The following is a 13,072-nucleotide window of genomic DNA, read 5'->3' as shown; positions in this document are numbered from 1 at the left end:
CCCCCGAACGCCAGGCCCGGACCGTCAGGGGCGGAACCGCAGCACCTGCGGGTCGTGGTCGCTGATCTGGTCGTGGAACTCGGCGTTCAGGTGCACGCTGTCGTACTCCAGCCCGTCGCCGCGCCGGATCGACGGGCTCACCAGGATCTGGTCCAGGGCCTGGCTGTTGCCCTGGTAGACGTACGAGTAACGCTCGCTCCTCGGCAGCGACTTGACCGCCGACCACAGCTCGCCGTCGCCCTCCAGGATCCGCGTGGTCGTGGAGAACTCGAAGTCGTTGATGTCGCCGAGCACGACGACGTCCGCGTTCTTCTGGACGGCGAGGATCTCCTTGACGAAGGTGTTGACGGCCTTCGCCTGGAGGTGGCGCTGGGTCTCCGAGCTCCGCGCCGGCGGCTGGTACTGGGAGGTCAGGCCCTGGTCGCCGCCCTTGGAGGCGAAGTGGTTGGCGACGACGACGACCGTCCGGCCGCGGAAGACGAACTCGCCGGCCAGCGGCTTGCGGCTGTTGGCCCAGGCCGGGTCCGCCGGGTCGATCCGGCCGGGGGAGACGGTCAGGGCCGCCTTGCCGCGCACCCGCGTCACCCCGGTCGCGGTGGTCGCGTCGCCGCCGGGGCGGTCGGTGAAGGAGACCCGCTCCGGGTCGAACAGGAACACCTGGCGGATGTTGCCGCCCGGCTCGCCCCCGTCGGCCTTGTCGGCGGGGTCGACGGAGCGCCAGTCGTAGCGCGGGCCGCCCGCCGCGACGATCGCGTCGATCAGCCGGGCCATCGTCTCGTCGGCGGCCACCGTGCCGTCGTCCGTGGCGCCGTTGTTGTCCTGGATCTCCTCCAGGGACACGATGTCCGGCGAGGAGAGGTGGTGCACGATCGCGTCGGCGTGCGCGGCGAAGGTGTCGTCGGAGGGGTCGAGGTTCTCGACGTTGTACGTCGCCACCGCCAGTTCGCCGCTGCGCTGCGGGCGCGTCGTCTCACGTTCCAGGCCGCCGCTCCGCAGGGCGCCGAGCTCGCGGGCGACGAGGGTGTAGCCGCCGTACTGGCTGTAGTCCAGCGGGCCGGTGGTGGTGCCGGCGAGGGTGTCGCCCACGTCCGCCTTCGGGAAGTCGGCGGCCCGGCCGAGGGACTGGATCTGGAGCCGGCCCGTGTTCTGGGCGGTGTAGGAGCCGTAGACGGTGCCGCCGCGCCGGTTGCGGTGCTCGTCCGGCTTCACCGTCACCCACAGCTCGGCGTACGGGTCGGTGGCGCCCACCACGCGCACGTCGGCGACGGAGACGTTCATGCCCTCCCAGGACTCGTAGCGGTCCAGGGCGTACCGGTCCGGGCGCAGGGGGAGGCCGTTGACCGAGCCCTTCGCGGCGGGGTCGCCGTCGGGCGTGTACCGGTCGGGCACGGCGGCGGCGTCGACGGTCACCGGGGCCGGGACCGCGTTGCCGCCCGAGACCACGGTGACCGTGGGACGGGTGATCTCGGTCAGCGACTGGTTCCCGGAGGAGGTGCCGCCGGGCACGTACTCCGTCACCGTGCCGGAGACGGCGACCGCGTCGCCGACGGCGACCTTCGGGGTGGAGGACGTGAAGACGAACACGCCCTCGCTGGTGGCCGGGTCGGCGTCCGGGGACGGGTCCTGCATCCAGAAGCCCCGGGAGGAGCCGTAGGCGCGCACGCCGGTGACGATCCCGGTCACGCCGGTGACCTGCTCGCCGGCGTACGGGGATATGCGGGTGGTGCCCTGGATGTCGTGGATGCGCACGGAATCGGCGTGCGCGGGCGCGCTGAGGACGACGGTGGACGCGGCGGAACAGACGGCGGCGACGGTGAGCGCGGCCAGCCGCGTGGACGACTTGCTCGGCAAGGGATCCCCTCCGGGGACGTGACGGAACGCCGGGACGAGGGCGGAACGGACGGTGGAACGGAAGGTGGGGCAGGAGTGAGCCGTGGGACGCGGGCGATCACGTGCGCACGGTGAGGCGCGCAGGAAGTGCGGACGACGTGAGGAACACGTGTCCTACGGCTCTACGCGCGTCAATCTCCTGCCTGGCCAAGCCCGTTGTCAAGGTTTCGGCCATGTACGGCGGCCGACGGGCAGATGAACCGGGCGGCATGGGGCGAAACCCGTCTAGGCTGAGCGGTTGAGCCGCGCGGCCCGGTGGGCGCGCGGCGTACCAGGTGGTCGTACGAACCCCCCAGGTGGTCGTACGAACCTTCCGGACGGGCGTACGGCCCATGAGGCGGGCGTACGGCCTTCGAGGCGCGCTAGGAGAAACAGCCGATGTCAGACCGCTCCCCCCTGCCGCCGGCGCGGTTGCACGCCGAAGCGGAGCTGGCCCGCGACGCGCTGTCCACGCCGTTGCTCTCCCGGGCCGCGCGGCTGGCCCGCTGGGCCGGGCCGGACACCCGGGTCGACGCCGGGGGCGGGCTCCTCGACGAGCAGCTTCCGGCGGCGGCCGAGGCGCTCGGGCTGAGCGGGGGCGACGCCGCGGCGTACGCGAGCGAGGCCTGGCGGGTCGCCGTGGACACCGGGCTGGTGGAGATCGTCGACGAGGAGGAGGGCACCGTCGCGGCGGGCGCGGACCTCGCGCTGCTCACCGGCGGCTCGCCCCGCGAGGTGCTCCGGGTGTGGCTCGGCGTGCTGGAGACGGTGCTCGCCGACGCGAGCGTGCCCGACCTGGGCGGGATCGTCGACGCGATGGCCGAGGGCGGCGAGGTCGACCTGTCGTCCCTGGACTTCGACCCCAAGGGGGAGGCGGAGTTCCTCGACGGGGTGCTCGGCAACCTGTACCTCCTCACCGTCGGCGAGGACGGCCCCGGCGGCGGCCCGGTGCCGCTGCCCGCGCTGGCCGCGTCGGTGCTGGTGCCCGACGGCATGGCCGAGCCCACCGACGACGTGCTCCAGCAGGTGTCCGACGCGATGATGCGGCTGGACGGGCAGTTCCGGCTGCTGGAGCCGGCCGGTCTGGTGGAGTACACGCCGGTCGACGAGGCCCTCCTGGCGGAGGGCGAGGGCGGGGACACGGCCGAGGAGCCGGCGGCGTCCGGCGACGACATGGACGTCACCCGCTACGGCATGGTCCGGCTCACCCCGCTCGGGCTGTACGGGCTGCGGGCCCGGCTGCTGGAGGCCGGTTTCGCCGCGCCCGCGGTCGGCGACCTCGCGGACAAGGGCGCCGACGCGCTGCTCGACGGGACGGCCGCGTTCGGGCCGGCGGCGGCGCAGGCCGAGACCGAGCAGTGGCTCGCCCGCCGGGAACCCCTCGCCGCCGCACGCGAGCTGCTGGCGGCGGCGCGCGGCTCGGACGCCGGGGCCCCGCTGCGGCGGCTGCGCTGCCAGCAGGCGCTGTCCCTGGTCGGTGCCGACGCCGAACCGGCCCTGCGGGAGGTCCTCGACGACGCCGAGCTGGGCGGGCTGGCCCGGGTGTGGCTCACCGAGCACGGCGCCCGGGACGTGCCCGCCCCGTCGGAGGCGATGGTGTTCTGGCTCACCATCGACACGGTGGCCGCCCAGCTCGACGCCGAGGGCAACTCGCAGGAGCTGCGCGCCCTGGTGGAGGGGCTGGCCCGGCAGCACGGCGGGTTCTTCGACACGGCCTGGCGGGTGGGCCATCCGGCCACCGCGGACGTCCTGGAGGCGATGGGACGGCTGCACCCCGACAAGAAGATCGCCAAGGAGGCCCGGAAGGCGGCCTTCAAGGCGCGGTCCCAGCGGGCGGGCTGAGCCCGCGGGGCCGGTGGTCCGCCCCCGGCCCCGCGCCCTCGCCGCAGGCGGACGCGGGAGGGGCTCGTCCCCGTCCGGTGCCGGCACCGGCGGCGGGGGCGGGCGGACCCCGCCCCCGCCGCCGTACGTGTCCGCAGGCGGGTGCCCGGAGGGCACCGGGCACCCGCCGCCCCGCGCCCCGCCGGCGGCGGAGGGACGCGCGTGGGTTCACGCAAGCGGGACCGGTGACGTTCCGCGGTGTTCAACCGGTGTTCAGACGCGGGCGGAACGGTGGCGGCGAAGCCAGGTCCGCCGCCCTCCACGGTCCGCCCACCGTCACAGGAGACACCATGTCGCTTACCCGCAGGGACTTCGCCAGACGATCCGCGGTCACCGGTGCCGGCATCGCACTGGCGGGCAGCGTCGGCGCCCTCGCCTCCGCCCCGAACGCGCTGGCGTCCACGGACACCGAGAGCGTGGGGGAGGAGCCGGCGGGCGGGCACGGCGGCGTCGGCTACGGCCCGCTCGTCCCCGACCCGGACGGCATCCTCGCCCTGCCGGCCGGGTTCACGTACCGGATCCTCACCCACAGCGGCAGGACGAAGCTGGAGTCGGGCGAGTACACACCCTCGAACCACGACGGCACGGCCGCCTTCGACGGTCCCCGCGGCACCACCCTCCTCGTCAACAACCACGAACTGGGCGGCCCCCGCTCCCGCTGGGACCACCCCGTGCCGCTCACCGAGGGCCTGGTCTACGACCCGGCGGCCTCCGGCGGCTGCACGGTCGTCGAGGTCCGTCCCGGCGGTCACGTCGCCGAGTGGGTCGGCATCGCCGGCACCTCCACCAACTGCGCGGGCGGCAGCACCCCCTGGGGAACCTGGCTGACCTGCGAGGAGACCGAGGACAGGGCCGGCTCCAACGGCATGACCAAGGACCACGGCTACGTCTTCGAGGTCGACCCCGCCGACCGCCGCGCCAACCGCGATCCCCGGCCGGTCAAGGCGCTGGGCCGCTACGCCCACGAGGCCGTCGTCGTCGACCCCAAGCGGGGCCACCTCTACCTCACCGAGGACGCCTCGAACCCCAACGGCCTGCTGTACCGCTGGACCCCGCCGGAGGGCTTCCGGCACGGCCGCGGCCGGCTGCGCGCCCTCGCCGACGACGCGGGACGCCTCCAGGCCTTCAAGTGCTTCGACTCCGGCGGCCGGTTCGTCGACGACCTCTCCCGCGCCACGAGGACCGGCACCGTCTACGGCGTCGACTGGATCGACGTACCCGACCGCGACGCGCGGACGGCCTCCGTCCGCAAGCAGTTCACCGAGGGGCAGATCACCCGCGCCCGCAAGCTGGAGGGCATGTGGTGGGGTGACGGCGGGGCGTACATCGTCTCCTCCTACGCCCGTGCCGAGAGCCCGGGCGCCGCGCACGACGGCCAGGTCTGGTTCTACGACCCCAGGCGCCGCACCCTCACCCTGAAGGTCCTCCTGGGCGTCAACGCCGACCCCTCGCGGGACGGCGCCTTCGACGGCCCGGACAACATCACCGTCTCCCCCTACGGCGGCCTGGTCGTCGCCGAGGACGGCGACGGCGTCCAGCATCTGCTCGGGGCCACCGACAGCGGCCGCACCTATCCGATCGCCCGCAACGAGCTGAACGTCGGGACGGAGGAGGAGCCCGAGTACAGCGAGTTCGCCGGCGTCACCTTCTCGCCCGACGGCAGGACCCTCTTCGCCAACATCCAGACGCCCGGCATCCTGCTCGCCATCACGGGGCCCTGGAAGCGGCAGCGGCGCTGAGGACGCGCGCGGTGCGCCGCGCCGGCGCCCCCGGGCCGCCCGTGTGACCTGGGCGGCCGCCGCTTCCCGCCCGATACGATGCGGGGAGCGGCCCCGGTTGGCGAGGAGTGGCTGGATGACGCGGGTCAGGTCCATGCGCGCGGACGCCCGGCGCAATCACGAGCGACTGCTGGAGGTGGCCGCCGAGGCCTTCGCCGAGCACGGGGAGGGCGCGTCGCTGGACGACATCGCCAGGCGGGCGGGGGTCGGCTCCGGCACGCTGTACCGGCACTTCCCGACCCGCCGGGCGCTGCTGGAGGCCGTGTACCTGGACCGGATCGAGGCGATCGCGGCGCGCGCCGACGTCCTCGCGGCCCAGCGGGCGCCGGGCGAGGCGCTGGTGGAGTGGCTGAACGAACTCGCCGCCGGGATGATCCGGGTCCGCGGGCTGAGGGCGCTGCTGGGGCCGGCCGTCGCGGACGGCGGCCCGGCGGCCGTCTCCGCGTGCGGTGACGCGGTCAGGGGCGCGGCGGCACGGCTGGTCGGGGCGGCCCAGGCGGAGGGGACGCTGCGGCGGGACGTCGAGCCCGTCGAGGTGCTGCGGCTGGCCCACGGGGTGGCGACCGCGTCGGAGCTGGCGGACGGGGAGGGGAAGGCCATCCGCCGGTACCTGTCGCTGCTGACGGAGGGACTGCGGGCGGGGACGGGGAGCTGACCGGCGGATGCCCTCGGGCGGGCCGGCGCTCCTCGGCGGGGCCGGGCGCCCCCGGCCAGGGGCGCCCTCGGAGCCGTGCGCGCCGCTACAGCGCCTTGGCCGCCGGCTTCACCATGCCGCGCACGGTGCGGGACTTCACGAACTCGCCCATCGCCGTCATCTCCCACTCGCCGGAGAACTGGCGGATCAGCTTCGCCATCATCACGCCGGTCTGCGGCTCGGCGCTGGTGAGGTCGAAGCGGACCAGTTCCTCGCCGGTCGCGCCGTCCAGCAGGCGGCAGTACGCCTTGGCGACCTCCGTGAACTTCTGGCCGGAGAAGGAGTTGACGGTGAAGACCAGGCCGGTGACCTCCTGCGGCAGGCGTCCCAGGTCGACGGTGATCACCTCGTCGTCGCCGCCGCCCTCGCCCGTGAGGTTGTCGCCGGAGTGCCGGATCGCGCCGTTCACGATCTGGAGCTTGCCGAAGTAGCAGCTGTCGACGTGGTTGCGCTGCGGGCCGTAGGCGATGACGGAGGCGTCCAGGTCGATGTCCTTGCCGCGGTAGGCCGGCTCCCAGCCGAGGCCCATCCTGACCTGCGAGAGCAGGGGACGGCCGCCCTTGACGAGGGAGACGGTCTGGTTCTTCTGGAGGCTGACGCGGCCCTTGTCCAGGTTGATCTTCCCGGCGCCGGGGGCGGGCGCGGCCGGCGCCGGCGGGGCCTGGGGGGTCGCCGGGGGCCGCGCGGCGGCCGGCGGCGGGGTGACCGGCTGCGGGGGCGTCACCGGCTGGGCCGGGGCGGCCGGCTCCTCCACCGTCACGCCGAAGTCGGTGGCGATGCCCGCGAGGCCGTTGGCGTAGCCCTGGCCGACGGCACGGGCCTTCCACTGGCCGTTGCGCAGGTAGATCTCCACGATCACCAGGGCCGTCTCGGTGCCCAGTTGCGGGGGCGTGAACGTGGCCAGCGCGGAGCCGTCGTCCGCGTTGCGCAGGGTGGCCGTCGGCTCGATGCCCTGGAAGGTCTGGCCGGGGGCGTCGGGACTGGCGGTGACGACGATCTTCTCGATGCCCGGGGGGAGGGCGGCGGTGTCCACCGTGATGGCGTCCGGGGCGGTGCCGCCGCCGGAGCGGTAGGTCACGCCCGGACCGGCGGGCTGGTTGTAGAAGATGAAGTCGTCGTCGGAGCGCACCTTGCCGTCGGCGGTGAGCAGCAGGCCCGATACGTCGAGCCGCACCGGGGCGGCGACGTCCACCGTCACGCGGGTGACGGGGAGGGGGATGTTCGAGCCGGGGGTCATAGCTGTCATGCCACGAGTAACGAGTGAGCTCGTTTTACCGTTCCCTTACGGACCCGTCCGGCCGTTCGGCGGGCGGCCGGACGGGGCGGGCGGCCCCGCTCAGTACGGCCAGATCGGCGGGTCGGTCACGAAGTGGCCGCCCAGGCAGGCGTGCGCCGGGTCGTCCGGGTCGAGTTCGCCCTGCTCGGCGATGAGCTTGGCGGCGTACGGCTCGGAGTCGTCCTGCGGGTCGTAGCCGAGCGCCCGCGCGGAGGACAGGTCCCACCACAGCCGGGTGTTGGCGGAGGAGCCGTAGACGACGGTGTGGCCGACGTTCTCGGCGGTCAGGGCGGCGTGGAAGAGGCGGGCGCCGTCGGCGGGGCTCATCCACATCGAGAGCATGCGCACGCTGGTCGGCTCGGGGAAGCAGGAGCCGATGCGCACGGAGACGGTCTCCAGGCCGTGCTTGTCCCAGTAGAGCTGGGCGAGGTCCTCGCCGAAGGACTTCGACAGCCCGTAGAAGGTGTCGGGGCGGCGGGGGGTGTCGACGGGGACGAGGGGGTCGTCGCCCTGCGGGCGGGGGGTGTAGCCGACGGCGTGGTTGGAGGAGGCGAAGACGACGCGGCGCACCCCCTCCTCGCGGGCGGCCTCGTAGAGGTGGTAGGTGCCCTCGATGTTCGCCTTCAGGATCTTCTCGAAGGGGGCTTCCAGGGAGATGCCCGCCAGGTGGATGATCGCGTCGACGCCCCGGACCGCCTCGCGCACGGCGTCCCGGTCGGCGAGGTCGGCGGTGATCGCGTCCGGTTCGCCCTCGACCGGCCGCACGTCGAACAGGCGCAGCGTGTAGCCGTAGGAGGGGAGCAGGTCCCGCATCAGGGTGCCGAGGCCGCCGGCGGCGCCGGTGAGCAGAACGGTGCGGGGAGCGGGCATCCTCGGTCTCCTTGCATCGGCGGCCGTACACATGGACGTACGGCATTCATATGCTTGGGCACGCTAAAGAGCGGGGGCGTCACTCGTCAAGTGTCCGGCCGGAGCAGGGAATTCGCCGACGTCGCGGGGGAGGCGCGCTTGACCGGCCCGCAGAGGGCCGCTTAGCGTGGCGGCGTTCAGAAATATGGACACTGATCATAAACATGGAAGCGGATCATGGACATGGAATGGGAGAGCCCGTGACGTCAGCCCCTCTCGCCGCCCGGCTCGCCGTCCCCACGGGCCCGCTGTTCTTCCCCGTCACCGCGTACGGCCCGGACGGCGCGGTCGACCTCGACGCCTACCGCGCGCACGTGCGCCGCGGCGTGGAGGCGGGCGCCGCGGCCGTCTTCGCCTGCTGCGGCACCGGCGAGTTCCACGCGCTGACGCCGGAGGAGTTCCAGGTGTGCGTCCGGGCGGCCGTGGAGGCGGCCGGGGGCCGGGTGCCGGTCGTCGCGGGCGCCGGGTACGGCACCGCGCTCGCGGTGCGCTACGCGCGGCTCGCCGAGGAGGCCGGGGCGGACGGCCTCCTCGCCATGCCGCCGTACCTCGTGGTGGCCGGGCAGGAGGGGCTGCTGCGGCACTACGCCGAGATCGCCGCCGCGACCTCGCTGCCGGTGATCGTCTACCAGCGGGACAACGCGGTGTTCACCCCGCGCACGGTCGTCGAACTGGCCCGCACGGACGGGATCGTCGGCCTCAAGGACGGCGTCGGCGACCTCGGCCTGATGCAGCGGACCGTCAGCGCCGTCCGCGCGGAGGCCCCCGGCGACTTCCTGTACTTCAACGGGCTGCCGACCGCCGAGCAGACCCAGCTCGCCTACCGCGCCCTGGGCGTCACGCTCTACTCCTCCGCCGTGTTCTGCTTCGCCCCCGAGATCGCCCTCGCCTTCCACCGGGCGCTGGAGACCGGCGACGACACCACCGCGCGGCGCCTGCTGGACGGCTTCTACGGGCCGTTCTGCGACCTGCGCGCCCAGGGCGCCGGTTACGCCGTCTCCCTGGTGAAGGCCGGGGTGCGGCTGGGCGGCCTGGAGGTGGGGGAGGTGCGGCCGCCGCTGCACGAACCCGCCGACGAGCACGTCAAGCGACTCGCCCGGATCATCGAGCGCGGGTACGCGCTGCTGGAGGAGGACCGGTGAAGGCCTCGGCGTTCGTCTACCCCTGGGACGTCAACGGGGACCCCGGGGCGCCCGCGCGGCTCGCCTCCCTCGGCGTGCGGCAGGCGACCCTCGCCGCCGCCTACCACTCCACGCGCGCGCTGACCCCCCGCCACCCCCGCCACCGGATCGTCACCGCCGAGCACGCCGCCGTGCTCTACCGGCCCGACGACCGCTGGGCGGGACGGCCCCTGCGCCCGTACGAGGCGGGCGACTGGGCGCCGGGGGACGCCTACGGCGAGGCCGCCGCCGCGCTCGCCGGGGCCGGCCTGGAGGTCCACACCTGGGTCGTGCTCGCGCACAACTCCCGCCTGGGCGCCGAGCACCCGGACACCTCGGTCGTCAACGCCTACGGCGACCGCTACCCGTGGGCGCCGTGCATCGCGCAGCCCGCCACGCGCGCGTACCTGACCGACCTGGCCGCCGAGGCGGCGGTACGGCCCGGGGCGCGCGGCACCGAACTGGAGTCCCTCGGCTGGTACGGGCTGGCCCACCTGCACGCCCACGACAAGACCGGCGGCGTCGGCCTCGGCGACGCCGGGCAGTACCTGATGTCGCTGTGCTTCTGCCCGGCCTGCCGGGAGGGGTACGGGGAGCGGGGCCTGGACGCCGACGAACTGGCGGCGGCCGTGCGGGCCGCGCTGGAACCGGTGTGGCGGGGAGCGCCGTCCGACGGGGGCTGGGCCGGGGTGGAGAAGCTGCTCGGCGAGGCGCGGGCGAACGCCACGCGCGCGTGGCGGGACACCACCGCCCGCACCCTCCAGGAGGCGGCCGTCGCCGCGGTCCGCGCCGCCGCGCCCGACGGCTTCCAGGTCCTGCTGCACGCCGACCCGGTGTCGTACCACTGCGGCGCCAACGCCGGTGTCGATCCCGCGCACGTCCTGTCCGTCGCGGACGGGGTCGTCGTGCCCTGCACGGGCGGCGCGGGCCTGCTCGCGCCGTTCGCCGAGCAGGGGCGTGCGGGGGCCGTCCTCGCCGCCAACTTCACCGTCGTCTCCGGCATGGGCGGCAGCCCCGGCACCCTCGCGGCGGACGCGGCCGAGGCGCGGGAGCTCGGCGCGACGGAACTGCGGCTGTACCACGCCGGGCTGGCGTCGGACGGGGACCTGGAGGCGGTGCGGGCGGCGCTCGCCGGGAGCTGAGGCAACGGCGGCACCGCCCCCGCCGGCTCCGGCCCGGCGGCCGGTGGGTCCCACCGGTGCCGCCCCGGCCGCCCTCCGGGGCGGCCTTCCTCGTGCGGCACCCGTGGTGCCCCCGCGCGGTTTTCTCCGTGTGGTGCCCCCCGTGGCGCCCTCCGCGCGGTTCCCTCCGCACGCCGCACCGCTTCCCCGCCGCCGCGGATTCCGCACCGCTTCCCCGCCGCCGCGGACGCCCCGGACCGCGGCGGCATCCCGGACCGGCCGTACCGGTCCCGGCCGACGCCCCGCCGTCGGAGCGGGCGGCCGGAGCGGGCGGGCGCGACCCGGGACAGCCGCCGACCCCGGCGGCTTCGCACACTTGCGGCGGCACATCACCTCGGCGCGTCGAATCCGTTCCGGATCTCACATCCGCGCGCGTTCACACTTCATGCCTGCTCCCCGCGGTGTACGGACCGGTGTGCGGCGGGCTCACCCCGCCCGCGCCTCCCGTCTGCGTGCGTCGCGAAGGCGAACGGATTCCTGTCGCACCCCGGAGCGCCGGGCGCCGGGCATCACCGCGCGGGAGGAACGCGCCCTCCGCGTTCGGGCGCCGGCCCGCCAAGTCGCAACCTCAACTTCCTTTGCCGGAAGCATTGACGAAACACAGAGCCGCTCCTACCTTCAACGCGTCGTACTTCGTACGTCATATATGAGACGCGATACGCGAGATCAGATACGCGGCATCCGGCACGAGTCCCGAACCCGCGGTCCATCCCGGACGCGAGACCGAGAGGCGCGCATGACCTCTGTCCCCACGCCGATCCCCTCCCGCACGCAGTACGTGCTGGAGGAGATCAAACGCCGCATCCTCACCGGACGGTTGACGCCGGGTCAGGCCCTGGTCGAGACCGAGCTCGCCGCACAGTTCGGGGTCTCCAAGACCCCGGTGCGCGAGGCGCTCAAGACCCTGGCCGGCACCGGACTGGTCGTGATGAGCCAGTACAAGGGCGTCACGGTGCGCATGGTGGACGCGGACATGGCGCACGAGGTCTACGACGTGCGGCTGCTCCTGGAGCCCGAGGCGCTCCGGCGCGCCGTGCGCCGCGGGGCCTCCCTGGACGCCGCGCGCGACGCCCTGGCCCGGGCCGACGAGGCCGACGACACCGCCGAACGGTCGCTGGCCAACCGCGAGTTCCACCGCGCCCTGTACCTGCCGTGCGGCAACCCGCTGCTCGGCCGGATGCTCGACGAGGTCCGCGACCAGGCGGCCCTCGTCTCCGCCGTCGCCTGGGCCGCCGACCCCTCCTGGGAGCAGGAGGCGGCCGAGCACCGGGAGATCCTGCGGCTGGCCCTCGCCGGTGACGCGGACGGCGCCGCGAGCGCCCTGCACGCGCACATCGCGTCGTTCGTCGAGCGGGCCTTCCCCGAGGCGGGAACCGCGACCCAGGGAGAGGACGGTCAGGCATGACAACGACGTTCGAGGGCCAACGGGAGGCCCTGGCCGGCGTGGTGGCGATCCCGGTGACACCGTTCGCCGAGGACGGCTCCGTCGACACCGCCACCCACCGGGCGCTGCTGCGCCGCCTCCTGGACGCCGGCATCACCACCCTCACCCCCAACGGCAACACCGGCGAGTTCTACGCCCTCACCCCCGCCGAGCGCCGCCTGGTCACCGAGCTGACCGTCGAGGAGGCCGGCGGCCGGGCGGCGATCCTGGTCGGCGTCGGCCACGACGTGCCCACCGCCGTCGCCTCCGCCCGGCACGCCCGCGAGCTGGGCGCGCAGATGGTGATGGTCCACCAGCCCGCCCACCCGTACGTCTCCCAGGCCGGCTGGGTCGACTACCACCGCGCCATCGCCGAGGCCGTGCCCGAGCTGGGCGTCGTGCCCTACGTCCGCAACGCGCAGCTCACCGGGGCCCGCCTGGCCGAGCTCGCCGACGCCTGCCCCAACGTCATCGGCGTGAAGTACGCCGTCCCCGACGCCGCCAGGTTCGCCGCCTTCGCGCGCGACGCCGGACTGGACCGGTTCGTGTGGGTGGCCGGGCTCGCCGAGCCGTACGCCCCCTCGTACTTCTCCGCGGGCGCCACCGGCTTCACCTCCGGCCTGGTGAACGTCGCCCCGGCCGTCTCGCTGGAGATGCTCTCGGCGCTGCGCTCGGGCGACTACCCGGCCGCCATGAAGGTGTGGGAGCAGATCCGCCGCTTCGAGGAGCTGCGCGCCGCCAACGGCTCCGCCGACAACGTCACCGTCGTCAAGGAGGCCCTCGCCTCGCTCGGGCTGTGCCGCCGGGAGGTCCGCCCTCCGAGCAGGCCGCTGCCCGAGGGCGCGCGCGCGGAGGTCGCCGCCATCGTCGCCGGGTGGTCGATATGACCGACACGAACGAC

At 74.5% G+C, this 13,072-nt stretch carries 10 protein-coding genes; 7 read left to right on the top strand and 3 right to left on the bottom strand.

Annotated elements, in window-relative coordinates:
• Nucleotides 1-24: 24 nt before the first annotated feature.
• Nucleotides 25-1,851 carry an endonuclease/exonuclease/phosphatase family protein gene (locus ACSU6Z_RS06220; RefSeq protein ID WP_437043650.1) on the bottom strand — a complete coding sequence of 609 codons (1,827 nt, stop codon included), beginning with the start codon at nt 1,849-1,851 and terminating at the stop codon, nt 25-27.
• Between the two features lie 417 nt (nt 1,852-2,268).
• Between ACSU6Z_RS06220 and ACSU6Z_RS06215 the strand changes: the two genes are divergently transcribed.
• From ACSU6Z_RS06215 to ACSU6Z_RS06205, 3 genes are all read left to right on the top strand, one after another.
• Complete coding sequence (locus ACSU6Z_RS06215) at nt 2,269-3,711, top strand: hypothetical protein (RefSeq protein WP_437043648.1); 1,443 nt, start codon at nt 2,269-2,271, stop codon at nt 3,709-3,711.
• Between the two features lie 329 nt (nt 3,712-4,040).
• Nucleotides 4,041-5,489: an alkaline phosphatase PhoX gene (locus ACSU6Z_RS06210; RefSeq protein WP_437043646.1), complete on the top strand. Its 1,449-nt coding sequence runs from the start codon at nt 4,041-4,043 to the stop codon at nt 5,487-5,489.
• 115 nt (nt 5,490-5,604) lie between these two features.
• On the top strand, nt 5,605-6,183 hold the full coding sequence (locus ACSU6Z_RS06205) for a TetR/AcrR family transcriptional regulator (RefSeq protein ID WP_437043645.1): 579 nt from the start codon (nt 5,605-5,607) through the stop codon (nt 6,181-6,183).
• A gap of 85 nt (nt 6,184-6,268) precedes the next feature.
• Here ACSU6Z_RS06205 and ACSU6Z_RS06200 read toward each other — a convergent pair whose 3' ends face one another.
• Complete coding sequence (locus ACSU6Z_RS06200) at nt 6,269-7,459, bottom strand: TerD family protein (RefSeq protein ID WP_437050200.1); 1,191 nt, start codon at nt 7,457-7,459, stop codon at nt 6,269-6,271.
• A 99-nt stretch (nt 7,460-7,558) separates the two neighbouring features.
• Nucleotides 7,559-8,368, bottom strand: coding sequence for an NAD-dependent epimerase/dehydratase family protein (locus ACSU6Z_RS06195; RefSeq protein ID WP_437043643.1), 810 nt, complete (start codon nt 8,366-8,368; stop codon nt 7,559-7,561).
• 239 nt (nt 8,369-8,607) lie between these two features.
• Here ACSU6Z_RS06195 and ACSU6Z_RS06190 point away from each other — a divergent pair, with 239 nt between their 5' ends.
• The 4 genes from ACSU6Z_RS06190 (at nt 8,608) to ACSU6Z_RS06175 (ending at nt 13,058) form a co-directional block, all read left to right on the top strand.
• A complete protein-coding gene (locus ACSU6Z_RS06190; protein WP_437043641.1) occupies nt 8,608-9,549 on the top strand; it encodes a 5-dehydro-4-deoxyglucarate dehydratase in 942 nt (313 codons plus the stop codon).
• Nucleotides 9,546-10,709: a hypothetical protein gene (locus ACSU6Z_RS06185; RefSeq protein WP_437043639.1), complete on the top strand. Its 1,164-nt coding sequence runs from the start codon at nt 9,546-9,548 to the stop codon at nt 10,707-10,709. The genes ACSU6Z_RS06190 and ACSU6Z_RS06185 overlap by 4 nt, the downstream gene beginning before the upstream one ends.
• Nucleotides 10,710-11,484: 775 nt before the next feature.
• Nucleotides 11,485-12,153, top strand: coding sequence for a GntR family transcriptional regulator (locus tag ACSU6Z_RS06180; protein ID WP_437020672.1), 669 nt, complete (start codon nt 11,485-11,487; stop codon nt 12,151-12,153).
• Nucleotides 12,150-13,058, top strand: a complete 909-nt coding sequence (locus ACSU6Z_RS06175; protein ID WP_437043637.1) for a dihydrodipicolinate synthase family protein — start codon at nt 12,150-12,152, stop codon at nt 13,056-13,058. The genes ACSU6Z_RS06180 and ACSU6Z_RS06175 overlap by 4 nt, the downstream gene beginning before the upstream one ends.
• Nucleotides 13,059-13,072 lie beyond the last annotated feature (14 nt).

The organism is Streptomyces sp. enrichment culture (assembly GCF_964273145.1).
GTDB lineage: Bacteria > Actinomycetota > Actinomycetes > Streptomycetales > Streptomycetaceae > Streptomyces.
This window is presented reverse-complemented; position numbering and strand designations above follow the sequence as displayed.

What these genes read in the sequence shown, in the direction of transcription:
- ACSU6Z_RS06215 (WP_437043648.1), top strand. Translation starts at nt 2,269, where the DNA reads ATGTCAGACCGCTCCCCCCTGCCGCCGGCGCGGTTGCACGCCGAAGCG.
- ACSU6Z_RS06210 (WP_437043646.1), top strand. Translation starts at nt 4,041, where the DNA reads ATGTCGCTTACCCGCAGGGACTTCGCCAGACGATCCGCGGTCACCGGT.
- ACSU6Z_RS06205 (WP_437043645.1), top strand. Translation starts at nt 5,605, where the DNA reads ATGACGCGGGTCAGGTCCATGCGCGCGGACGCCCGGCGCAATCACGAG.
- ACSU6Z_RS06200 (WP_437050200.1), bottom strand. Translation starts at nt 7,459, where the DNA reads ATGACCCCCGGCTCGAACATCCCCCTCCCCGTCACCCGCGTGACGGTG.
- ACSU6Z_RS06195 (WP_437043643.1), bottom strand. Translation starts at nt 8,368, where the DNA reads ATGCCCGCTCCCCGCACCGTTCTGCTCACCGGCGCCGCCGGCGGCCTC.
- ACSU6Z_RS06180 (WP_437020672.1), top strand. Translation starts at nt 11,485, where the DNA reads ATGACCTCTGTCCCCACGCCGATCCCCTCCCGCACGCAGTACGTGCTG.
- ACSU6Z_RS06175 (WP_437043637.1), top strand. Translation starts at nt 12,150, where the DNA reads ATGACAACGACGTTCGAGGGCCAACGGGAGGCCCTGGCCGGCGTGGTG.